Source organism: Ruegeria sp. CDSC068 (genome assembly GCF_059610545.1).
Window position 1 is genome coordinate 1 of sequence record NZ_JBXWNV010000009.1, and the last position, 22,698, is coordinate 22,698.

Sequence of the window (22,698 nt, forward strand, 5' to 3'; positions counted from 1 at the left end):
GTCTTGCCGTGGTCAACGTGGCCAATCGTGCCGATGTTGACGTGCGGCTTATTACGCTCAAACTTTTCCTTTGCCATGATGGCCTCCTTTTTCGGTAATGAAGGGAGCCCCTGAACAGAGCTCCCTCAAATCTTCGCTTATGCGTATTTCGCCTGGATCTCGTCCGAGATGTTCTGCGGAACCGGATCGTAATGATCGAACTGCATGGTGAACTGGGCACGGCCCGACGACATCGAACGCAGAGTGTTGATGTAGCCGAACATGTTGGCCAGAGGAACGAACGCGTCGATCGCGATGGCGTTGCCACGGTTTTCCTGACCGGAAACCTGTCCCCGACGTGATGTCAGGTCGCCGATGATGCCGCCGGTGTATTCTTCCGGGGTGATCACTTCGACCTTCATGATCGGCTCAAGCAGTTTCGCGCCAGCTTTGCGCATGCCTTCACGCATACCCATACGAGCCGCGATTTCAAACGCCAGAACCGAGGAGTCCACGTCGTGGTATTTACCTTCGATCAGAGCAACTTTGAAGTCGATCACGGGGAAGCCAGCCAATGGGCCGCTATCCATGACGGATCTGATGCCTTTTTCGACACCCGGGATGTATTCCTTGGGTACCGAACCGCCAACAACGCGGGATTCGAACGAATAGCCTTCACCCGGCTCTGTCGGCGAGATGATCATCTTCACCTCGGCAAACTGACCCGAACCACCCGACTGTTTCTTGTGGGTGTAAACGATCTCGGCTTCGTGACCGATGGTTTCGCGATAGGCCACCTGCGGCGCACCAATGTTCGCTTCAACCTTGAATTCACGCTTAAGACGGTCAATCAGGATGTCCAGGTGAAGTTCGCCCATGCCCTTCATAATGGTCTGACCCGATTCCAGATCAGTTTCCACACGGAAGGACGGGTCTTCTGCAGCCAAACGGCCCAGACCCTGGCTCATCTTTTCCTGGTCAGCCTTGGTTTTCGGCTCAACCGCGATCTCGATAACCGGATCGGGGAAGGTCATGGTTTCCAGAACCACCGGATCGCCGGTCGAACACAGAGTGTCGCCCGTGGTGGTGTCTTTCAGACCTGCCAGTGCGATAATGTCACCTGCGAATGCTTCCGTGATTTCCTCACGATCATTCGAGTGCATCATCATCATCCGGCCGATACGCTCTTTCTTACCCTTAGTCGAGTTCAGAAGCGTGTCGCCTTTGGCCAGAGTACCCGAGTAGATGCGGGTAAAGGTCAGCGAGCCAACAAAGGGGTCGTTCATGATTTTGAACGCCAAGCCCGAGAACGCCATGTCATCATCCGCACGGCGGGCAATGTTACGGGTTTCTTCTTCGTCACCGGGTTTGAAGCCCATGTAATCGACAACGTCCAGCGGGCTGGGCAGATAGTCGATCACAGCATTCAACAGCGGCTGAACGCCTTTGTTCTTGAACGCCGAACCACCCAGAACCGGAACAAACGCGATTTCCAGGGTACCTTTGCGCAGCAGGGCGCGCAGGGTCGGAACGTCGGGCTCATTGCCTTCCAGGTATTCCATCATCGCGTCGTCGTCCATTTCGACGGCCGCTTCGACCATTTTACCGCGCCATTCGTCAGCCATGTCTTTCAGGCTGTCACGGATCGGTGCTTTGACCCAGCTTGCGCCCAGGTCTTCGCCCTGCCACAGCCATTCTTCCATGGTGACCAGGTCGATCAGGCCTTCCAGCTCGGTTTCTGCGCCGATCGGAATACCAACCGGAACAGCACGTGCGCCGGTACGGTCTTCGATCATTGCAACGCAGTTGAAGAAGTCCGCGCCGATCTTGTCCATCTTGTTGACGAACACCATACGCGGAACCTTGTAGCGGTCAGCCTGACGCCACACGGTTTCGGTCTGGGGCTCAACACCGGCGTTTGCGTCCAGAACGCAAACGGCACCGTCGAGAACCGCCAGCGAACGCTCAACTTCAATGGTGAAGTCAACGTGGCCGGGGGTGTCGATGATGTTCAGGCGGTGCTTGGGCGAGTCAGCAGTTTCACCGTCTTCGGTGCGTTCCCAAAACGTGGTGGTCGCAGCCGAAGTGATGGTGATGCCGCGTTCCTGCTCCTGCTCCATCCAGTCCATGGTGGCTGCACCATCGTGCACCTCACCGATGTTGTGGGATTTGCCGGTGTAATACAGGATGCGTTCCGAACAGGTAGTTTTACCTGCATCGATATGCGCCATAATACCGAAGTTACGGTAATGGTTGAGTGTATATTCGCGTGCCATTTTGATAAGCCTCTGGAATTACCAACGGTAGTGGCTGAAGGCTTTGTTCGCCTCGGCCATCTTGTGGGTGTCTTCGCGCTTTTTCACGGCAGTACCGCGGGACTGTACGGCGTCCAGCAGTTCGCCCGCAAGGCGCTCTTCCATGGTGTTTTCGTTACGGCCACGCGCAGCAGTGATCAGCCAGCGGATGGCCAGTGCTTCGCGGCGCTCGGGGCGCACTTCGACCGGAACCTGATAGGTTGCACCACCAACCCGGCGCGAGCGAACCTCGACCGACGGTTTGATGTTGTCGAGCGCTTCGTGGAACACTTCGACAGGAGCGCGCTTGATCTTGCCTTCAACGCGGTCAAAAGCGTTGTAAACGATGCGCTCTGCGACCGACTTTTTGCCGTCGATCATCAGGTTGTTCATGAATTTGGTCAGTACCTTGTCGCCAAATTTGGCGTCAGGCAGGACTTCGCGTTTTTCGGCGGCGTGACGACGTGACATATCAGCCTCTCCTTCTTACTTGGGACGCTTCGCGCCGTATTTCGAACGACGTTGCTTACGGTCTTTGACGCCCTGGGTATCCAGAACACCACGCAGGATGTGGTAACGGACACCGGGAAGGTCTTTTACACGGCCGCCACGGATCAGAACAACCGAGTGTTCCTGCAGGTTGTGGCTTTCACCGGGGATGTACGAGATGACCTCGAACCCGTTGGTCAGGCGCACTTTGGCAACCTTACGCATAGCCGAGTTCGGCTTTTTCGGTGTGGTCGTATACACACGAGTACAGACGCCGCGTTTCTGCGGGCACTGCTCCAGGTGCATGGACTTCGAGCGTTTTACTTTGGGCTGACGCGGCTTGCGGATCAGCTGTTGAATAGTTGGCATTCCGGTTTCTTCCCCGTTTTGCAACACACATGACATGCACGCGCATTGCGTGCGGCTAAACTTGCTGCGTTCGTGCGTCCACAAGCGCAAAACCCGCGAGCGTTCCCATTCCGAGGTGAACGTCGCGGTTTGTTATCAGAGGGCGCGAACGATAAAAGTGTCCGGGCCTTGACCAGTTCATTACTGGAATCGGTTGTGGGGCGGCCCCCGGCACCGAGATGACGCGCGTATATGGGGAGTCGGCCCGAGTGTCAACAGCACATACCCGACAAGCCGATTGACGGCGTTTTACCAAGACTTAGCTGCAGCTTCCAGTGCTACTCGCCCGTTGCCGGCAATTGCGGATTTCTGCATAGTGGCCGCGAAACTTTTCGATGGACGAAACATGCAAGTCATTGGCCTGTGCCGCTTTTCCTACCCCGCGATCGGCGGTTATCAGGTGGAACACGAAACTGTCGAAGAGCGTCGTCAATACCTGTATGACCCAGAGCGGCTGGAAGAACGGTTTCGACTGTTCGAAACCACCACCCTACCCGGTTTTCGGGAACAGACAGACCAGGACTTTGAGCTGGTGGTGCTGATCGGTGAATGCCTTCCCAAAAAGTCCATGGACCGGCTGTATGATCTCACCTCGGGCATCAGGCAGATCCGCATCGTCAAGCGCACACCAGCCCGGCATCGCCCTGTCGTCAAAGAGGTTCTGCACAGCGCCCGCACCGACCCGGATCAGCCATGTCTCCAGTTCCGGCATGATGACGATGATGCCGTCTCGGTAGACTTTGTCGAACGTCTGCGCCTTGCGGCGATTGACGCCAAAGGACTGACCCGGAATAGCCGGACGGTCGGGCTGGATTTCAACAGCGGGTTTCTGGCGCGGTTTGGACCGGATGGCACTCAAGCCCTCCCGGTGTTCCGATCCCTTTTGGGCGTTGGGCTGGGGATGTATATTGCCGGCGGCTGCAAACACACGATCATGAGTTTCACGCACCATAAGATCGGTCGTTTCATGCCCGTGATCAGCTATCCCGACGCGCCCATGTGGGTACGTACGCTGAACACCTTCAACGACTCCCCCCATGCCCGCGCCAGCAAGACCGAGCTGTCCCCACTGACACCGGAACAAGAAGGCGAGTTCATTGCGCGATTTGCCATTGAACAGGACAGGGTGCGGCGGGCTCACTCGGCAGGTTGAGACTGACGTTCCCGGAACAGCGTGAAAAGCCCCGCACCCACGACCAGAACAGCGCCCAACATCGTGATCGTATCGGGCCAATCGCCAAAAATTACCCAACCCAGCCCCAAAGCCCAGATCAGGCTGGAATACCGGAACGGCGCGATAAAACTGACGTCGCCTTCGCGCATGACCATGACGCTGCAAAGATATCCGGTCAGGACAAAGACCGCAGCTGAGGCCACCATTATCCCTGCCCCCAGTGTAACCGGCTCCCACCCTGTGACTGCAGTTGCGATCCCTGCGGCCAATGTAATGGAAACCGTCGTCGCCAAAGTGACCGTCAAGGAAGGAACATGCGTCGACATGCGCCGGGTAATCAGATCACGCGCGGTAACGGATGCCACGGCAATCAGAGCGTAAATCGCGTAAATACTGAACCCATCAGGCCCCGGCCGTACGATCAGCAACATTCCGGCAAAGCCCATCCCGATCGCTAGAATGCGGCGCCAGCCGATATGCTCACCAAAAAACAGTACAGCGCCCAACGTCACAGTAAGTGGCAACGCCTGAAGAACGGCCGTTACATTCGCCAGCGGCATATGCAGAAGCGCTGTCAGAAAGAAGAATGTGGCCGACAACTCGGCCAGGCAGCGTGCAGCAACAAGCCACTTGTCGTGCCGCGGGAAGTTCAGGTGCAGCGCCCCAAGATGACGCGCCATCAGAAACACCAATAACGTCGCCAAGAGTCCACGCATCGCAACCATCTGAAACAGCGGCAAGTCTGCCCCCGCAACTTTGATCAAAGCATCATTCACGGTAAAGGCGGCCATGCTGCCCATCATCAGCACCGCGCCCTTCATATTCGGGTTCATAGTGGCGGAATCCAAAACTTAAAAAAACTTGGCTCATTGGCCGTAAGCCCGTGAAAGATGTCAATATGCAACGTCGAGCCTGCTGATTAGCCAGGCAATATCACCAACGTGTGGTCCATACCCGCAAGAGCTGCGTCGATGCGTGGCGCGACCTCGGCCCAATCGCCACCGGCCTGACCAGCACCGATCATCGGATAGCCGATCCGCGATGCGGGGAATGCGCGTGCAATCTTCGAAAAACAACTCGAGATTGCGTCATATTCCACAAGCGGCCCCGGCCCCTCCCAATGAAACTGGGTATAGGCATTAACCACTACAAATTCGGTCGTGCCCCGCGTGATCTGGACCGAAGAAATCGTTCCGAGTTTTGATCGGGACCCAAGGTCCGTCTGCTTGTCGGCCTCAAGCGCATCAGGGAATTCCGCCGCAATCGCCCGTGCTATCCCGGCCCCCATCGCATGGAAGCAATTGCAACCGTGAACGATGACATCAAACTCACCGTTCAGTGCAAGCTGTATCAAATCACCCTTGATTGTAGGCATCATGCATCCCTTGGTCAGTGGGTCGCTGTCTTCGAGACTATTCAGTTGTATCACGATTGGGCGAAAGCGCACCAAGGGCAAAGGAAAAGGCCCCGCGAAATCGCAGGGCCTTTCCTTATTTCTATGATGAGAAAGTTACTCGCGGCTTTCCGGTGTTTCCACCAGAACGTCCAGCTCGTCACCGACCATGTCGTCATCCATGACCGGCGCAGCCAAGGCAGCGGCCGCTTCGGCCTCTTCCCGGCGAGCTTCGATCACGACGTTGTCGCGGCCTTGCGCAACCTGGCGCACGGCCTGAGTGGCCCCACCGGTACCGGCTGGGATCAGGCGACCAACGATGACGTTCTCTTTCAGGCCAACCAGTTTGTCCTTCTTGCCCTGAACCGAAGCCTCGGTCAGCACGCGGGTGGTTTCCTGGAACGACGCCGCCGAGATGAACGAACGTGTTTGCAGCGAGGCTTTGGTGATCCCCAGAAGGATCGGTTCGCCCTGAGCCGGACGTCCGCCGCGCGAGAGTGTCTTCTCGTTGGCCGCGTCAAACTCCTGCTTGTCGACATGTTCGCCTTTCAGCAGGGTGGTGTCGCCTGAGTCCAGGATCTCCCACTTCTGCAGCATCTGACGCACGATGACCTCGATGTGCTTGTCGTTGATTTTCACACCTTGCAGGCGATAGACGTCTTGCACCTCGTCGATCATGTAATCCGCCAGCGCTTCGACACCCATGATGGACAGGATGTCGTGCGGAGCCGGGTTACCGTCCATCAGGTATTCACCCTTCTGGATGAAGTCGCCTTCCGCAACCGGGATATGCTTGCCCTTGGGCACCATATACTCGATGGTCTCCATGGACTCGTCAGCCGGCTCGATGCTGATGCGGCGCTTGTTCTTGTAGTCGCGGCCAAAGCGCACGTAACCATCGGCTTCTGCAATGATCGCGTGATCTTTCGGACGACGGGCTTCGAACAGTTCAGCCACACGCGGCAGACCACCGGTGATGTCCTTGGTCTTGGCGCCTTCACGCGGAATACGCGCAACGACTTCACCAGCCTCGATTTTTTCACCGTCTTCGATCGACAGGATCGCATCCACCGACATCGGATAGTGAACCGGGTTGCCCGCATCATTGCGGACCGGCTCGCCATCTTCACCAACCAGAATGATCTCGGGCTTCAGGTCGCTGCCTTTGGGGGCGGCGCGCCAGTCGATCACGATCTTCTGGGTCATGCCGGTTGCATCGTCGGTCTCATCGCGGACAGCAATGCCCGAAACAAGGTCAACATACTTCGCGGTGCCGGCTTTCTCGGCGATGATCGGCAGGGTGTAGGGATCCCACTCGTACAGCTTGTCGCCACGAGCCACCTTGGCGCCATCCTTGACGAACAGCTTAGAGCCATAGCCCAGCTTGTGGCTGGCACGTTCTTCACCGTGTTCGTCCTTGATCACCAGCTTCATGTTCCGGCCCATAACCAGGATTTCGCCTGCGGAATTGGCCAGAACCTGCGGGTTCTCGAACGAAACCACACCGTCTTGGCTGGCTTCCTGGAATGACTGCTGACCACCTTGGGCAACACCGCCGATGTGGAAGGTCCGCATCGTCAGCTGTGTACCAGGTTCACCGATGGACTGGGCGGCGATGATGCCGACAGCCTCACCCGTGTTGACCCGCGTACCACGTGCAAGGTCACGACCATAGCAGGTGGCACATACACCTTCCTCGGACTCACAAGTCAGAGGCGAGCGGATGCGCATCGAAGCAACACCGGCCTCGTCAATGGTGTCGGCCATGCGTTCGTCAATCAGCTGACCCGCAGCGACCAGAACCTCTTCCGTACCCGGACGCAGAACGTCATCGGCAGAAACACGACCCAGCACACGTTCGGCCAGCGATGCAACAACCTCACCATCGTTGACCGCAGCTTCGGCGGTGATCGCACGTTCAGTACCACAGTCGATCTCACGAACGATGCAGTCCTGCGCCACGTCCACCAGACGACGGGTCAGGTAACCCGAGTTCGCCGTCTTCAGAGCGGTATCCGACAGACCCTTACGGGCACCGTGGGTCGAGTTGAAGTACTCGAGAACGGTCAGACCTTCTTTAAAGTTCGAGATGATCGGCGTCTCGATGATGTCACCGTTCGGCTTGGCCATCAGACCACGCATACCGCCCAGCTGTTTCATCTGAGTAACCGAGCCACGCGCACCCGAGTGGGCCATCATGTAGACCGAGTTTGGTTCTTGTTCGGAACCATCCTCTGCCCGATCCGAAGACGAGATCGTGCCCATCATAGCATCGGTGACGCGGTCGTTACACTTCGACCAGGCATCGACAACTTTGTTGTACTTTTCGCCCTGTGTGATCAGACCGTCCATGTACTGCTGTTCAAAGTCTTTTACCTGACTGCGGGTCTCATCAACGATGCCCCACTTGTCATCAGGGATGACCATGTCGTCCTTACCGAACGAGATGCCCGCCTTAAACGCTTCTTTGAAGCCCATCGACATGATCTGGTCACAGAAAATGACTGACTCTTTCTGACCGCAGTAGCGGTAGACGGTGTCGATCACCTGCTGCACTTCTTTCTTCCGCAGCAGACGGTTAACCAGCTCGAACGGGGCCTTGTTGTTCATCGGCAGCAAGGCACCCAGGCGCAGACGGCCCGGAGTTGTCTCGAAACGCTTCTGAACTTCGTTGCCTTCGTCGTCGATCTGCGTGATCCGCGCGGTGATCTTGGTGTGCAGGTGCACTTCGCCGGAATCCAGTGCGTGCTGAACTTCGTCGATCGAACCAAAGACCTTGCCTTCGCCCGGCATGCCTTCGCGTTCCAGCGTCACATAGTACAGACCCAGGATCATATCCTGCGACGGAACGATGATCGGCGCGCCGTTTGCAGGCGACAGAACGTTGTTCGTCGACATCATCAGAACACGGGCTTCCAGTTGCGCCTCAAGGCTGAGGGGCACGTGAACCGCCATCTGGTCACCGTCGAAGTCAGCGTTGAAGGCCGAGCAGACCAGCGGGTGCAGCTGAATCGCCTTACCTTCGATCAGAACCGGCTCAAACGCCTGAATGCCCAAACGGTGCAGTGTCGGCGCACGGTTCAGCATGACAGGGTGTTCGCGGATCACCTCGTCGAGGATATCCCACACTTCGGGACGCTCTTTCTCGACCAGTTTCTTCGCCTGCTTCACGGTCGAAGACAGACCCTTGGCTTCAAGGCGCGAGTAGATGAACGGCTTGAACAGCTCCAGCGCCATCTTCTTAGGCAGACCACACTGGTGCAGCTTGAGTTCCGGACCGGTCACGATGACCGAACGGCCCGAAAAGTCGACGCGCTTACCCAGAAGGTTCTGACGGAAGCGACCCTGCTTACCCTTCAGCATGTCCGACAGCGATTTCAGCGGACGCTTGTTGGCGCCGGTGATCACGCGGCCACGACGGCCGTTGTCGAACAGAGCGTCCACGGATTCCTGCAACATCCGCTTTTCGTTGCGGACGATGATGTCAGGTGCGCGCAGTTCGATCAGACGCTTCAGACGGTTGTTCCGGTTGATGACGCGGCGATACAGATCGTTCAGATCCGAAGTCGCGAAACGGCCACCATCCAGCGGAACCAGCGGACGCAGTTCCGGCGGAATGACCGGGATCACGGTCATCACCATCCACTCAGGCCGGTTGCCCGACTCGAGGAAGGATTCAACAACCTTCAGGCGTTTGATGATCTTCTTGGGCTTCAGTTCACCGGTTGCTTCGGCCAGATCAGCGCGCAGCTGCTCGGCTTCGGCTTCCAGATCGATCTGGGCCAACATCTCACGGATAGCTTCGGCACCGATGTTCGCGGTGAACGCGTCCATGCCATAGGCATCCTGCGCGTCCATGTACTCTTCTTCGGTCAGCATCTGGCCATAAGACAGGTCGGTCAGACCGGGCTCGATAACGACATAGTTTTCAAAGTACAGAACACGTTCCAGATCGCGCAGCGTCATGTCCAGCATCAGACCGATGCGGGACGGCAGCGATTTCAGGAACCAGATATGCGCAACGGGTGCTGCCAGTTCGATGTGGCCCATACGCTCGCGGCGGACTTTCTGCAGGGTGACTTCCACACCGCATTTCTCGCAGACAACGCCGCGATACTTCATCCGCTTGTATTTGCCGCAAAGACATTCGTAATCTTTGATCGGGCCAAAGATACGTGCGCAGAACAGACCGTCACGCTCGGGCTTGAACGTCCGGTAGTTGATGGTTTCGGGTTTCTTGATCTCGCCATAGGACCAAGACAGAATCCGCTCGGGCGACGCCAGGGAGACTTTGATCTCGTCAAAGACTTTCGGCGGCGTCAGCGGGTTGAACGGGTTATTGGTGATTTCCTGGTTCATTTTGCGTCCTTACAAATTGGGATGGGATGAGTGTGGGGCGTTGCCGCCCCTACTCTTCCTCCGCATCCAGGAGTTCCATATTCAGGCCGAGGCCACGGACTTCTTTAACCAGAACGTTGAACGATTCCGGTACGCCCGCTTCAAAGTTATCCTCGCCCTTGACGATCGACTCATAGACCTTGGTCCGGCCGGCGACGTCATCCGATTTCACGGTGAGCATCTCCTGCAGGGTGTAGGCGGCGCCGTAAGCTTCCAGAGCCCAGACTTCCATCTCACCAAAGCGCTGACCACCGAACTGCGCCTTACCACCCAGCGGCTGCTGGGTAACCAGGCTGTACGGCCCGGTCGAACGCGCGTGGATTTTGTCATCCACAAGGTGGTGCAGTTTCAGCAGGTACTTGATGCCAACGGTCACAGGACGCGCAAATTGCTCACCCGTACGACCGTCGAACAGAACCGACTGACCGCTTTCCGAGAAGCCCGCACGCACCAGCGCATCGTTGACGTCAGCCTCTTTGGCTCCGTCAAAGACGGGGGTCGCGATCGGAACACCGCGGGTCACGTTGCCCGCCGCCTCGATCAGATGACCTTCGTCCATGCCTGCAATGCCTTCTTCATAGACATTCTCGCCATAGGCCAGCTTCATCGCTTCGCGAACCGGGGTCAGGTCGCCAGAACGGCGGTATTCACCCAGTGCTTCGTCGATGTTCAGACCCAGACCGCGTGCGGCCCAACCCATGTGGGTTTCAAGGATCTGTCCAACGTTCATACGCGAAGGCACGCCCAGTGGGTTCAGACAGAAGTCAACCGGAGTACCATCAGCCAGGAACGGCATGTCTTCCATCGGAACAACCTTGGAGATCACACCTTTGTTTCCGTGACGACCGGCCATCTTGTCGCCCGGCTGCAGCTTTCGCTTCACGGCGATGAAGACTTTAACCATCTTCATCACACCCGGCGGCAGGTCGTCACCACGACGGACTTTCTCGACCTTGTCTTCGAAACGGGCGTCCAGAGCGCGCTTGAGCACTTCGTATTGCTCGTTCAGAGCCTCTACGATCTGTGCGTCCTTCTCGTCTTCCAACGCCAGCTGCCACCACTGACCACGGGTCAGCATGTCCAGCAGTTCCTCGGTGATCACCGATCCTGCCTTGACGCCTTTCGGGCCTTTGACAGCGGTTTTACCCAGGATCAGACCTTGCAGACGCGCATAGATGTTGCGGTCAAGGATGGCCAGCTCGTCATCCCGGTCACGGGCCAGACGTTCGACTTCCTCACGCTCGATCTGCAACGCACGCTCGTCTTTCTCGACGCCGTGACGGTTGAAGACGCGGACTTCCACGACAGTCCCATAATCACCCGGCTTCACGCGCAGCGAAGTATCGCGCACATCAGATGCTTTTTCACCAAAGATGGCGCGCAGCAGCTTTTCTTCCGGGGTCATCGGGCTTTCGCCCTTCGGAGTGATCTTGCCGACCAGAATATCGCCCGGCTCAACATCCGCGCCGATGTAAACGATGCCAGCCTCGTCGAGGTTGCGCAGCGCTTCTTCACCGACGTTCGGAATGTCGCGGGTGATCTCTTCCGGGCCCAGCTTCGTGTCACGGGCGGCGACTTCGAATTCCTCGATATGGACCGAGGTAAAGACGTCATCACGCGCAATACGTTCGCTGATCAGGATCGAGTCTTCGTAGTTGTAACCGTTCCACGGCATGAACGCGACGACCACGTTTTTACCCAGCGCCAGCTCACCGATATCGGTGGACGGACCATCGGCAACAACCTCGCCTTTCGTGACAGTGTCTCCCACTTTCACCAGCGGACGCTGGTTGATGCAGGTGTTCTGGTTCGAACGCTGGAATTTGCGCAGACGGTAGATGTCCACGCCTGCGTCGCCCAGTTCCAGATCTTCGGTAGCGCGAATAACGATACGCTGGGCATCGACCTGGTCGATGATGCCGGCACGTTTCGCCTGAATCGCAGCGCCCGAGTCGATGGCAACCTTTTCCTCGATACCGGTGCCGACCAGCGGCGCCTCGGCCCGCAGCAGCGGAACCGCCTGACGTTGCATGTTCGAACCCATCAGGGCGCGGTTGGCGTCGTCATTTTCAAGGAACGGGATCAGCGATGCAGCAACCGATACCAACTGTTTCGGGCTGACGTCGATCAGGTCCACATTCTCGCGCGGGGCAAGGGTGTAGTCTCCGGACTGACGGGTCGAAACTAGATCGTTAATGAACTTGCCATCCGCATCCAGTGTCGCGTTCGCCTGCGCCACAGTGTGACGCATTTCCTCGGTCGCGGACATGTAGTGAACCTCATCGGTCACCTCGGCGTCTTTGACGACGCGGTACGGTGTTTCGATGAAACCATACTTGTTCACGCGGGCGAAGGTGGCCAGCGAGTTGATCAGACCGATGTTCGGGCCTTCCGGCGTTTCAATCGGGCACATCCGACCATAGTGGGTCGGGTGTACGTCGCGCACCTCAAAGCCCGCACGTTCACGTGTCAGACCACCGGGGCCAAGCGCCGAGAGACGGCGTTTGTGGGTGACTTCCGACAGCGGGTTGGTCTGGTCCATGAACTGCGACAGCTGCGACGAGCCGAAGAATTCGCGAACAGCAGCAGCAGCCGGTTTCGCGTTGATCAGGTCCTGCGGCATGACGGTGTCGATCTCGACCGACGACATACGCTCTTTGATCGCGCGCTCCATGCGCAGCAGGCCAACGCGGTACTGGTTTTCCATCAGTTCGCCGACAGAACGCACACGACGGTTGCCCAGGTGGTCGATATCGTCGATGTCACCTTTGCCGTCGCGCAGTTCGACCAGCGCCTTGATGCAGGCCACGATGTCTTCGCGACGCAGGGTGCGCAGCGTATCGGGAGCATCCAGAGCCAGACGCATGTTCATCTTCACACGGCCAACAGCGGACAGGTCATAGCGCTCGCTGTCGAAGAACAGCGTGTCGAACAAGGCCGAGGCCGCTTCGACGGTGGGCGGTTCACCCGGACGCATAACACGGTAGATATCCATCAGCGCGGTGTCCCGGCCCATGTTCTTATCTGCCGCCATGGTGTTGCGCATGTACGGACCGACGTTGATGTTGTCGATGTCCAGAACCGGAATCTCGGTGACGCCGGCATCGACCAGCTCTTTGACTGTGCCGCCGATCAGTTCGCCGTCCTTGTCATATTCCAGCGTCAGCTCATCACCGGCTTCGACATAGATCGCACCGGTTTCTTCGTTGATGACGTCTTTGGCGACGAATTTTCCAACGATGTGGTCGAATGGAACCAGCAGGTTGGTGACAGTGCCTTCGTCGATCAGTTTCTTGACAGCGCGCGGTGTGACCTTCTTGCCTGCTTCAGCAATCACTTCACCCGATTTCGCATCAATCAAATCATAAGTCGGACGGGTACCGCGCACACGTTCCGGGAAGAACGGAGCGATCCAACCCTTCTTCTTGTCCAGCTTGTAGGACACGGTGTCGTAGTACGCGTCCATGATCGCTTCCTGATCCAGACCCAGCGCATACAGCAGGGTCGTCACAGGCAGTTTGCGGCGACGGTCGATACGGGCGAACACGATGTCCTTGGCGTCGAACTCAAAGTCCAGCCAGCTGCCGCGATACGGGATGATGCGGCAAGCAAAGAGCAGTTTACCCGAAGAGTGGGTCTTGCCCTTGTCGTGGTCAAAGAACACGCCGGGCGAACGGTGCATCTGGGACACGATCACACGCTCGGTGCCGTTCACGATGAACGTACCATTGGGCGTCATCAGGGGCATGTCGCCCATGAATACGTCCTGTTCTTTAATGTCTTTGACGGATTTGGCGCCGGTGTCCTCATCAACATCGAACACGATCAGACGCAGAGTGACCTTCAGCGGCGCGCTGTAGGTCATGTCGCGCTGCATGCACTCTTCGACGTCATATTTAGGTTTTTCCAGATCGTATTTCACGAACTCCAGAACGGAGGTTTCGTTGAAATCCTTGATCGGGAAGACCGATTGGAACACGCCTTTGATGCCTTCGCCGTCTGTGGGCACATCTGCATCGCCGGAGCGCAGGAATAGATCATAAGAGGATTTCTGGACCTCAATGAGGTTCGGCATCTCCAGCACTTCGCGGATTTTGCCGTAATATTTACGAAGACGTTTCTGGCCAAGGAACGTTTGAGCCATGTCAGATGTCACCTTTCGATGTTCTCAGCGGACAAAGACACCGTCGGGCCCCGGTGCCTTGCACATTAGAGACGACACGTCCGGATCAATTCGTGGCCACCGTCCCGAATGGCAGCCTCCCGATCCGCGAACCGCGTCTTAGAAAACACCCCAATTTTCAGAGGCCCTTTCTAAGACAGGTTCGGCTGGACCCGGATTTCTCCGGATCCAGCCAAATTCTGCGGCACATCAGCGATGCACCTGTCGAATGGCTTAGGCCAGCTCGACTTCGGCGCCAGCTGCTTCCAGCTTGCCTTTGACTTCTTCGGCTTCGTCTTTCGACACGCCTTCTTTGATCTTGCCGCCAGCTTCGACCAGTTCTTTGGCTTCTTTCAGGCCCAGACCGGTGATGCCGCGAACTTCTTTGATCACGTTGATTTTCGAAGCGCCGGCGTTCTTCAGAACGACGTCGAATTCGGTTTTTTCTTCCTCAGCTGCGCCACCGGCGTCGCCACCGGCTGCCATGACAACTGCGCCGCCTGCTGCGGGCTCGATGCCATATTCGTCTTTGAGGATGGTTTTCAGTTCTTGTGCTTCCAGCAGGGTCAGACCCACGATGCTTTCTGCGAGTGCTTTCAGATCAGCCATTTTATCAGCTCTTTCCGTTTACAGTGTGTGTTCCAACGTCAGGGTGGTTACCCTACGCAGATCATTCAGTGCCAACCGCTTACGCAGCTTCCGCCTTCTCTTCGATGGTGGAAAGGATGCTTGCGATGTTGCTTGCAGGTGCGCCAATTGCGCCAGCGATGTTCGAAGCAGGTGCGCCAAGCATGCCCGCGATAGTAGCAATAAGCTCCTCGCGCGAAGGCATTTTCGACACGGCTTCGACGCCGGCACGATCCAGAGCGTTCTCACCCATTGCACCGCCAAGAATTTCGAACTTTTGGTTCTCTTTGGCGTAGTCCTGGGCCACTTTGGCTGCTGCCACAGGGTCCTCGGAATAGGTCAGAACGGTCATACCCGTCAGCAGGTCGGCAATGCTTTCACATGGCTTTCCGTCGAGGGCGATTTTGGCGAGCCTGTTCTTGGCAACACGCACGGAGCCACCCGCGTCACGAGCACGTGCGCGAAGGTCCTGCATCTCGGCAACTGTCAGACCGGCGTAGTGCGAAACCACTACGACGCCAGAGCTTTCGAAGATTTGGCCGAGTTCCTCGACCACTTTCTCTTTCTGGGCTCTATCCACAGTTCTCTCCAAGTTTGGGGCGATATCTCACCCCGGCTCATATTAGCCGCAGCTTTCGCTCCGGCGTTTAGGTCCGTTGTTACGGGATTGGCCAAAATGCGCCCGAGGGTTGGACCCCCCAGAATTCTTTGGTCTTACCCGTCTCAGGCAGGGAATTAAGGGGCCATATGACACCACCCACCGTCTTGGACGAAACAAAATAAAGCGCACGACGAATCGCACGCTTTACTTCGTAGCCTTACTTAGGGCAGATGGGGCCGGTTTCCAAGGGGTAAATTGCGGTTTCCGCAGGTTCGCAACAGCATCTGTCGAAAACGATTTCCACCCCGTTTGGAGCTTAGCATGTATATAGGCGCGGATTTACGCAGCACAACGCGCAAACGCCAATTCAAGCAGCTCCAAGCATCGACTTTCCGTTGACACGGACATCGCACTGTTATCCTGTCCGGGGACTGGACAATAGCACTCAGGACTTGGCCCGTTGGCTGGAACGCTGCCCCTTTCAGACGAAGAAAATGCCCGCGTCGCCTTGTATATCGACGAGTTTTCAAACCAGTTCCTGAAAGTGCCCATCCGCCGCTATGAATGCATCTACCGATCGCATGCGTTCGACGACACGCGATCCGTCGTGATCCTGCATACCGCAGCGCAGGCCTTCGCCCTTAAGATCGACACGCAATCGCCAGACACCGGGCGATTGCGGAACGAATATGACCTGCTCGTCGAACTGTACCGATTTTTTGAGGGCAATGAGACTTCGCGCGTTGTCCGGCCCGTTTACCTCTCGTCAGGTGGCGCTTTTCTGGTGACCGAATACATCAATCGGCCAACCGCCGTTGATCTGATCTACAACAGCAAAGACGATGATCAGGTCGCCCAGGTGTACCGTCGCGCGGGGTCGTGGCTGAACGATCTCCACAGTCGCAACCCGCCTGTTCGATACGCCTTTCGCCCCAGGTGGATGACAGACAGCTTGAAAGAGCTGATGACGGCCGTACCTAATAAAATCGCGAACCAAAGCCGGACGATGGTGAACCTGATGCTGTCCGAAGGGACCCGCCTGAAGGGCACCGAGGACCTGCGCGTGTTTTCACATGGCGATTATCACGGGCAGAACCTGATTGTGGGACAGGGGAAAACGATCGGACTGGATTTCACCGAAGCCCGCGACAAGCTGGCGGTCTACGATATCGTCGATTTTCTGAAGGCGGATATCTTTCGGAATGGCGGCGCATCGGGTGTCGACCGAAGCGGTATACTTAAAAGAAACAAAGACATGTTCTTTCGCCTTTACCGACATCCTGTCAATGTTGAAGTCTTGGATTATTGTCTCCGCGGACGGCTATTGAAAGACTGGTTGGCCTTGTGGCGGAACGACCACGAATGCAGCGATTTCGAAAGAGACAAGCGGCAAAGACTGGGCGATCGCCTGCTGGTCGCGTTCCAACACCGTTGAGCTGGATGGATGGTCAGCGTAAATGACGAGATTGTGAGCGACATCGCGCAAATCTTAGTTGACCGAACCATCCCAAGAAACGTTATCCCAAACCATAACCCACGCGGCGTTTGTCAGTTTAGGCCGACAATAACCGCCACACAGAAGGTAAGTCGCTTACATGGTTCTCCGCAGTTTTTTTGCTCAGGACAGCTCCAGCCTGGTCGCTACATTCGTCCCGGATACAGCTGACGCGAACGATATCGTGGTCGGAGGCTCGATCATCAACAATTCGGACACACCGGATGGCACCATCTTTACCTACTCGGGCGGCACCGGTACCACCATCACACTGGATGACACTGCTGGCAGCCCTGACGTTTTCGACGATGACCTGCCAGCTGGCCACGTCATCACCGATGGTGGCGGCATAGTGACAAACGGCATGCAGGTAGAATCCGAGTCAATTATCACTGTGCGAGCCCTGGATGACGATCTCAACCCGACCGGACCAGAAATCACCATCTATGTATTTTCCCAAGGTGGGGTGACGCAGAACGTTTGGGGCTATGCTACATCTGCCCCGCTAGAGTCTGGAACGTCGTATGTCAAAACCGGTGGTTCGAATGCCGGGTCGTCGGCTTATGCAGACTATGTTACCTGTTTTGGGCCGGGAACCCTTATCGAAACTGCCGACGGAATTGTTGAGGTTCAAGACCTCACCAGAGGTCAACGCGTCTGGACACGGGACAGTGGATTTCAACCTATCCTCTGGATCGGAACGACCGAGGTTCATGGTCATGGGCCGTTTGCTCCGGTGGTGATCGAGGTCGGCGCTATCGGGAACACGAAAGAGCTGGTGGTTTCGCAACAGCATCGAATTCTGATCGGCTCTCCTGCCACTGACATGCTTTTTGGATCATCCGAAGTGTTCGTGGCCGCCAAGCACCTGTGTGGCCTGCCGGGGGTTTCGATCCGCCCGACGGATTGCATTACCTACACCCACTTCATGTTCGACCGACACCACATTGTCCGGTCCAACGGCGCGCTGACAGAAAGCTACTATTTCGGCGAAAATGCAAAATACGCGCTGTCGTCCCCGCAGCGGTCGGAAATTCTGGCGCTGTTCCCTTCGGCCGAGGATGTTAGCGATGCGTTTCGACACACCGCAGTCCCAACAATCAGCGCGCGTGAGGCCGGTGTATTGCGCGCATATATCTAAGCCGTAGAGGTCAGACGCGCGCAGTCTTAAACCGCAGCTTCCGCCTAGCGCAGGCCACTTGAATGCCGCCTTCACGCGGACAGCCTGATCATCTTTAAGTAAGAAAATCCCGGGCGGTTCGCACCACCCGGGATTTCATCTTCGCGGTATTACAATTGGGCTTATTCGCCCGATGCCGCAGCAACATCCAAAGTCACGCCAGGGCCCATTGTCGAGCTCAGCGCGATTTTCTTCATGTAGGTGCCTTTGGCACCTGTCGGTTTGGCCTTGGCCACGGCCGAGATAAAGGCGCGGACGTTTTCGACCAGCTTGGCTTCGTCGAAGGACGCTTTGCCAACACCGGCGTGCACAACGCCGCCTTTTTCTGCCTTGAACTGAACTTCACCACCCTTGGCTGCTTCCACGGCCGCTTTCACGTCCATGGTCACGGTCCCAACTTTGGGGTTCGGCATCAGGTTGCGGGGGCCCAGAACTTTACCCAGACGACCGACGATCGGCATCATGTCCGGGGTGGCAATGCAGCGATCGAATTCGATGGTGCCGCCCTGAATGGTTTCCATCAGGTCCTCTGCGCCAATGATATCCGCACCTGCTTCTTTCGCTTCGTCAGCCTTGGGGCCACGAGCGAACACAGCAACGCGCATGGTTTTGCCGGTGCCATTTGGCAGGCCGACAACACCACGAACCATCTGGTCTGCGTGACGGGTGTCAACACCCAGGTTCAGAGCGATCTCGACGGTTTCGTCAAACTTCGAAGTTGCGTGGGCTTTAACCAGTGCAACCGCTTCTTCCACCGACAGATCTGTCTTGCCAGCGAAAGCTTCGCGCGCGGTACGCGTACGTTTACCGAGTTTTGCCATCTTACTTCACCTCGATGCCCATAGAGCGGGCCGAGCCCAGGATGATCTGCATTGCGCCTTCGACGTCGTTGGCGTTGAGATCTTTCATTTTGGCTTCGGCGATTTCGCGAACCTGCTTCGAGGTCACGGTTGCCACGGTCTCACGACCTGGGTTTTCCGCGCCACGGGGGCGGTTACGCTTACCAACCGGCTTCAGACCAGCGGCTTTTTTCAGGTAATAAGACGCGGGCGGCGTCTTGATGTCCATGGTGAAGGACTTGTCCTGATAATAGGTGATCACGGTCGGGCAAGGTGCGCCTTGCTCCATGTCTGCGGTCTTGGCGTTGAACGCCTTGCAGAATTCCATGATGTTGATGCCGCGCTGACCCAGCGCCGGACCAACTGGCGGCGACGGGTTCGCCTGACCTGCAGGAACCTGCAGTTTCATTGTACCAGCAAGCTTCTTGGCCATTTGGTTTTCCTTTCAACGTAGGCAGGACGCGTCCCACCCGGTTTATGTTGCGTGGTCCGATCCGGGATCGCGATCCCAGCAACCTCCCACGAGAGAATCTCGCCCAAAGACGATAGAGGCGGCATGTATAGGGGAATGGTGGGGTTGGCAAGTAGCTCGCACCTTATTTCAAAAGGGTGCGTTTGTGTCCTGGACGAGCCTCTGTGACAGTTGAAGACAGCAAAACAAAATAAATAAATTGAATACATAAGTTGCTTAAGAAACGCAGGCGGGTATCTTGGTACGGCTTGGACACAGAAGAGGTGGTCAGGGATGGCATCATCTCGACTGAACAAGGGACTATTGGTCTGCATTCTTTCTGCTATGCTGCCGGGCTGTGGTAGCAAAGCGCAGGATCAGGGTACAGAGCCGAAGGCGGTCACCCAAACCGACGGGTCCAACAGTTCTTCTTCATACTCTTCGGCGGGAATTGATCCCGCCACCTATGCCGGTCAGTTTCAGATCAAATTGACTAAAGAAGTCCCGCTGCGTGAAATTCCGGTTCCCTTCACTGTCTATGGTGGCCTCGAAGAAGCCAGCCCAACCCGATTGCAATTGCGGGCCTTTATGGATTTGCGCGGATTGCAGGAAAAAGCGCCTCAAATACTGACCGGTCCCCTGGAAGAAAGCTGTAAACGCCAGATCTATCTTGAGGTTCGCGAAGTCACCGCCATAGACGACACCATAAAGATCGAGGGTTCAGCCCGTGCGCAGTTTACGAGATGTAACCGCAATGAAGAAGCGGGCTTTCGGTATTTTGGGGCCACGGTAGACGCGGTCGCGGTCGCCAAGGCCGAGGTGAAGGGCCAATGCCTGACATTCAGCATCGAAGGCGTTGATCTAGATCCGCGCGGTTTTATTGGCGCTGTCTCCAATCTTTTCGGACTGACCAATCGCATCAACGAAGCCGTCCTCGAAAAAGGCGGGGAATTTTTGGCTGCGCACCCGGTCTGCCCGCCATTGCCCGCGGAGTTCACTGTACTCGACCCGATTTACGAGTCCGGAGGCACTCGGGAAATTGCGCCTGGCGGGATGGGTGCTGCCATTGTCGGGTCTGCCGATGTCAGCGCTGAGACAATTGTCGAAGTCCTTGGGGGACTGAAGGAGATTGGCGTATTGGAGTTTGCTGAATGAGACTTTGGTTAATTTTTCCAGTCTTAATGGCAGTTGTTCTGGGAGCCCGAGCACCCAACGCGCAACAGGTAGATTTTGTCATCGACGCAACGCTGCCAGTTCGAGATACGGAATTGCCATATACGCTTGATCTGAACCTCTCCGCTGCTGCCCCGACGCGGATCGGTGTGGGTGCCCTTCTTGATCTGCGCGAAGTACAGAAGACTGTTCCTGAGCGACTGGCTGAAAACGCAATAGTCGACAATTGCGGCCTGCAAGTCCGACTGGATGAATTCAGCTTTAAGGCTCAAGACGACGCGATAGATCTGGATGGCCAAGTTACCATCACAATCTTTGAATGCAGCCGAACCGGTGAGCGCGACTTTCAGCGGGGTGAACAAAAAAATGCTGTCCAGGCAAACATGTCCACTGAAGCGACCGTAGAGTTGCGGGATAACTGTGCCTATTTTGAACTTATCGACCTCGTACTCACGGCTCCCGAAGCGCAGCGCGAAAAACTCCTTGAGGACGATACCCTCGAATCCGTTAAGAAGCTGATGTTGGCCGCCGTAGACCTTGTTTTGAACGAAACCCCTTTGTGTCCGGTGCTGCCGGCAGAGCTCGCGTCTCTTGATCCGGTTTATGACACTGGCGGCCCGCGAGAGATCGGAGAGGGTGGACTTGGTGTATTCTTGGACGGTTCGGTGGATGTCAGCCCGTCGACAATTCTGGACATCCTAACAGTTCTTCAACAACAAGAACTAATTCCCGGTCCGCCCTAGCTGCAAAGCTCTTTCATTCCGGTCGATATCTTCTGCTTTTCGTCCGCGAACCTAAAAAGCCGATGCGATAAAAGCAAAAAACGCCGCGTTGCTCCAAGCATCGCGGCGCTCCAAAATTCGCTGAAGTGGGGTTTTAGCCCTGCTTCGTAACCTGCGTAAAGTCCAGCTCGACCGGGGTTTCGCGACCAAAGATCGAAACCGAGACTTTCAGCTTCTGGGCTTCGTCGTCCACACCTTCGACCATACCGTCGAAATCTTCGAACGGACCGTCGTTGACCTTGACCTTCTCGCCCACTTCGAACGAGATCATCAGTTTCGGTGCGTCTTCACCTTCCTGAACACGGTTGAGGATCTGGTTCACTTCGGCGTCGCGCATCGGCATCGGGCGGCCCTGCGGACCCAGGAAGCCGGTAACCCGGTTGATCGAGTTGACCAAGTGATAGCCCTGATCCGACATTTCCATATGCACCAGCACGTAGCCGGGCATAAAGCGGCGTTCGGTCGTGACCTTCTTGCCCCGGCGCACTTCGATCACCTCTTCGGTGGGCACCAGTACTTCGTCGATATCGTCCTCAAGGCCTTGCTCAGCCACGGACGTGCGGATCTGCTCTGCGATCTTCTTTTCGAAGTTCGAAAGAACGCTGACCGAGTACCACCGTTTCGCCATGAACCTGTCGTCCTTGTTTGCCTTCGGTGCGTTCGGAATGCCGCAAGCACCGTCATTGAAATTCTGTCACGTCACCCGGAATAAAAAGCGGCGCACAGCCCGAATCGCCGCACGCCCATTCCGAATAGTACTGTGTCAACTACTCTGACATCCCGCGTTGTGCAAGGGGGCTGTGGCGTTTCCACCCGGCCCAATCCGGTTTAACCGAATGCGCCCAGGATCAGTTGCAGACCGCCGCGAATACCCAGATCGACCAGCGCAAAGAACACTGCGGTCAGTGCCGCCATGATGAACACCATGACCGTGGTCAGCAGAACCTCACGACGCGTGGGCCAGACGACCTTTGCGACTTCTGCGCGGACTTGCTGAATGAACTGGATCGGATTCATTGTTGCCATTTGGCTTGGTTCTCTCTGCTAGCGGATGGGCCGGACATAACCGGGCATTGCGGCAATTTCAAGAGCGGTCAGGACTTGGGTTTGTCATCCCATTCATCGCTGAGGATACGCCGCGCGTCACCTTCGGGATCATCATACTGGTTCGACCGCACCGTGTAGATAAACGCCACAAGGCCAACCCCGCCCAAAAACAGGGAAATCGGTATGAGATAGGCCAGAACTTCCAT

Annotated in this window: 19 protein-coding genes; 5 read left to right on the forward strand and 14 right to left on the reverse strand. The window is 56.6% G+C overall.

Going from position 1 to position 22,698, the window contains the following annotated elements; translation table 11 throughout:
- Positions 1–137: 137 nt before the first annotated feature.
- The 3 genes from fusA to rpsL are packed head-to-tail and all read right to left on the reverse strand — an operon-like array spanning position 138 to position 3,131.
- A complete protein-coding gene (gene fusA / locus AC2FID_RS17160) occupies positions 138–2,255 on the reverse strand; it encodes an elongation factor G (protein ID WP_282120247.1) in 2,118 nt (705 codons plus the stop codon).
- An 18-nt stretch (positions 2,256–2,273) separates the two neighbouring features.
- A complete protein-coding gene (gene rpsG / locus AC2FID_RS17165; protein ID WP_008756926.1) occupies positions 2,274–2,744 on the reverse strand; it encodes a 30S ribosomal protein S7 in 471 nt (156 codons plus the stop codon).
- A gap of 15 nt (positions 2,745–2,759) precedes the next feature.
- Entirely contained in the window at positions 2,760–3,131 is a 372-nt protein-coding gene (rpsL, locus tag AC2FID_RS17170; RefSeq protein ID WP_005621086.1) for a 30S ribosomal protein S12, read from the reverse strand.
- A gap of 385 nt (positions 3,132–3,516) precedes the next feature.
- Here rpsL and AC2FID_RS17175 point away from each other — a divergent pair, with 385 nt between their 5' ends.
- Positions 3,517–4,323, forward strand: a complete 807-nt coding sequence (locus AC2FID_RS17175; protein WP_496837902.1) for a putative rhamnosyl transferase — start codon at positions 3,517–3,519, stop codon at positions 4,321–4,323.
- Here AC2FID_RS17175 and AC2FID_RS17180 read toward each other — a convergent pair.
- The 6 genes from AC2FID_RS17180 to rplJ form a co-directional block, all read right to left on the reverse strand.
- Positions 4,308–5,177 carry a DMT family transporter gene (locus AC2FID_RS17180; protein WP_496837904.1) on the reverse strand — a complete coding sequence of 290 codons (870 nt, stop codon included), beginning with the start codon at positions 5,175–5,177 and terminating at the stop codon, positions 4,308–4,310. The genes AC2FID_RS17175 and AC2FID_RS17180 overlap by 16 nt on opposite strands.
- 86 nt (positions 5,178–5,263) lie before the next feature.
- Positions 5,264–5,719, reverse strand: a complete 456-nt coding sequence (locus AC2FID_RS17185) for a macro domain-containing protein (protein WP_496837906.1) — start codon at positions 5,717–5,719, stop codon at positions 5,264–5,266.
- 135 nt (positions 5,720–5,854) lie between these two features.
- Complete coding sequence (rpoC, locus tag AC2FID_RS17190) at positions 5,855–10,096, reverse strand: DNA-directed RNA polymerase subunit beta' (protein WP_496837908.1); 4,242 nt, start codon at positions 10,094–10,096, stop codon at positions 5,855–5,857.
- Positions 10,097–10,145: 49 nt separating this feature from the next.
- Entirely contained in the window at positions 10,146–14,279 is a 4,134-nt protein-coding gene (gene rpoB, locus AC2FID_RS17195) for a DNA-directed RNA polymerase subunit beta (protein ID WP_282120251.1), read from the reverse strand.
- Positions 14,280–14,531: 252 nt separating this feature from the next.
- On the reverse strand, positions 14,532–14,906 hold the full coding sequence (gene rplL / locus AC2FID_RS17200) for a 50S ribosomal protein L7/L12 (RefSeq protein ID WP_037314964.1): 375 nt from the start codon (positions 14,904–14,906) through the stop codon (positions 14,532–14,534).
- Between the two features lie 79 nt (positions 14,907–14,985).
- Positions 14,986–15,504, reverse strand: coding sequence for a 50S ribosomal protein L10 (gene rplJ, locus AC2FID_RS17205; protein WP_058272482.1), 519 nt, complete (start codon positions 15,502–15,504; stop codon positions 14,986–14,988).
- A 481-nt stretch (positions 15,505–15,985) separates the two neighbouring features.
- Here rplJ and AC2FID_RS17210 point away from each other — a divergent pair, with 481 nt between their 5' ends.
- Positions 15,986–16,960, forward strand: a complete 975-nt coding sequence (locus AC2FID_RS17210) for a phosphotransferase (protein ID WP_496837910.1) — start codon at positions 15,986–15,988, stop codon at positions 16,958–16,960.
- Positions 16,961–17,120: 160 nt separating this feature from the next.
- Positions 17,121–18,161, forward strand: a complete 1,041-nt coding sequence (locus tag AC2FID_RS17215) for a Hint domain-containing protein (protein WP_282170440.1) — start codon at positions 17,121–17,123, stop codon at positions 18,159–18,161.
- Between the two features lie 161 nt (positions 18,162–18,322).
- On the opposite strand, the gene rplA is transcribed toward AC2FID_RS17215, so the two are convergent.
- Together rplA and rplK are read right to left on the reverse strand one after the other, a co-directional pair.
- A complete protein-coding gene (gene rplA / locus AC2FID_RS17220; protein ID WP_113791693.1) occupies positions 18,323–19,021 on the reverse strand; it encodes a 50S ribosomal protein L1 in 699 nt (232 codons plus the stop codon).
- Between the two features lies 1 nt (position 19,022).
- Positions 19,023–19,472, reverse strand: a complete 450-nt coding sequence (gene rplK, locus AC2FID_RS17225) for a 50S ribosomal protein L11 (RefSeq protein WP_037314971.1) — start codon at positions 19,470–19,472, stop codon at positions 19,023–19,025.
- 312 nt (positions 19,473–19,784) lie between these two features.
- Between rplK and AC2FID_RS17230 the strand changes: the two genes are divergently transcribed.
- The gene (locus AC2FID_RS17230) at positions 19,785–20,645 is read left to right on the forward strand and encodes a hypothetical protein (RefSeq protein ID WP_496837913.1); all 861 of its coding nucleotides are present in this window, start codon (positions 19,785–19,787) and stop codon (positions 20,643–20,645) included.
- Entirely contained in the window at positions 20,642–21,406 is a 765-nt protein-coding gene (locus AC2FID_RS17235) for a hypothetical protein (protein WP_496837915.1), read from the forward strand. Before AC2FID_RS17230 ends, AC2FID_RS17235 begins: the two co-directional genes overlap by 4 nt.
- Positions 21,407–21,539: 133 nt before the next feature.
- Here AC2FID_RS17235 and nusG read toward each other — a convergent pair whose 3' ends face one another.
- The 3 genes from nusG to ccoS all read right to left on the reverse strand — a co-directional run bounded on the left by nusG (position 21,540) and on the right by ccoS (position 22,698).
- On the reverse strand, positions 21,540–22,073 hold the full coding sequence (gene nusG, locus AC2FID_RS17240; protein WP_058272488.1) for a transcription termination/antitermination protein NusG: 534 nt from the start codon (positions 22,071–22,073) through the stop codon (positions 21,540–21,542).
- A 200-nt stretch (positions 22,074–22,273) separates the two neighbouring features.
- Positions 22,274–22,471 carry a preprotein translocase subunit SecE gene (gene secE, locus AC2FID_RS17245; protein ID WP_058272489.1) on the reverse strand — a complete coding sequence of 66 codons (198 nt, stop codon included), beginning with the start codon at positions 22,469–22,471 and terminating at the stop codon, positions 22,274–22,276.
- 68 nt (positions 22,472–22,539) lie between these two features.
- Complete coding sequence (ccoS, locus tag AC2FID_RS17250) at positions 22,540–22,698, reverse strand: cbb3-type cytochrome oxidase assembly protein CcoS (RefSeq protein WP_058272490.1); 159 nt, start codon at positions 22,696–22,698, stop codon at positions 22,540–22,542.

What these genes read in the sequence shown, in the direction of transcription:
- AC2FID_RS17235 (WP_496837915.1), top strand. Translation starts at nt 20,642, where the DNA reads ATGAGACTTTGGTTAATTTTTCCAGTCTTAATGGCAGTTGTTCTGGGA.
- secE (WP_058272489.1), bottom strand. Translation starts at nt 22,471, where the DNA reads ATGGCAACAATGAATCCGATCCAGTTCATTCAGCAAGTCCGCGCAGAA.
- AC2FID_RS17230 (WP_496837913.1), top strand. Translation starts at nt 19,785, where the DNA reads ATGGCATCATCTCGACTGAACAAGGGACTATTGGTCTGCATTCTTTCT.
- ccoS (WP_058272490.1), bottom strand. Translation starts at nt 22,698, where the DNA reads ATGGAAGTTCTGGCCTATCTCATACCGATTTCCCTGTTTTTGGGCGGG.
- rplA (WP_113791693.1), bottom strand. Translation starts at nt 19,021, where the DNA reads ATGGCAAAACTCGGTAAACGTACGCGTACCGCGCGCGAAGCTTTCGCT.
- rpsG (WP_008756926.1), bottom strand. Translation starts at nt 2,744, where the DNA reads ATGTCACGTCGTCACGCCGCCGAAAAACGCGAAGTCCTGCCTGACGCC.
- rpsL (WP_005621086.1), bottom strand. Translation starts at nt 3,131, where the DNA reads ATGCCAACTATTCAACAGCTGATCCGCAAGCCGCGTCAGCCCAAAGTA.
- rplL (WP_037314964.1), bottom strand. Translation starts at nt 14,906, where the DNA reads ATGGCTGATCTGAAAGCACTCGCAGAAAGCATCGTGGGTCTGACCCTG.
- rpoC (WP_496837908.1), bottom strand. Translation starts at nt 10,096, where the DNA reads ATGAACCAGGAAATCACCAATAACCCGTTCAACCCGCTGACGCCGCCG.
- rpoB (WP_282120251.1), bottom strand. Translation starts at nt 14,279, where the DNA reads ATGGCTCAAACGTTCCTTGGCCAGAAACGTCTTCGTAAATATTACGGC.
- AC2FID_RS17175 (WP_496837902.1), top strand. Translation starts at nt 3,517, where the DNA reads ATGCAAGTCATTGGCCTGTGCCGCTTTTCCTACCCCGCGATCGGCGGT.
- rplK (WP_037314971.1), bottom strand. Translation starts at nt 19,472, where the DNA reads ATGGCCAAGAAGCTTGCTGGTACAATGAAACTGCAGGTTCCTGCAGGT.
- AC2FID_RS17215 (WP_282170440.1), top strand. Translation starts at nt 17,121, where the DNA reads ATGGTTCTCCGCAGTTTTTTTGCTCAGGACAGCTCCAGCCTGGTCGCT.
- AC2FID_RS17185 (WP_496837906.1), bottom strand. Translation starts at nt 5,719, where the DNA reads ATGCCTACAATCAAGGGTGATTTGATACAGCTTGCACTGAACGGTGAG.
- fusA (WP_282120247.1), bottom strand. Translation starts at nt 2,255, where the DNA reads ATGGCACGCGAATATACACTCAACCATTACCGTAACTTCGGTATTATG.
- AC2FID_RS17180 (WP_496837904.1), bottom strand. Translation starts at nt 5,177, where the DNA reads ATGAACCCGAATATGAAGGGCGCGGTGCTGATGATGGGCAGCATGGCC.
- nusG (WP_058272488.1), bottom strand. Translation starts at nt 22,073, where the DNA reads ATGGCGAAACGGTGGTACTCGGTCAGCGTTCTTTCGAACTTCGAAAAG.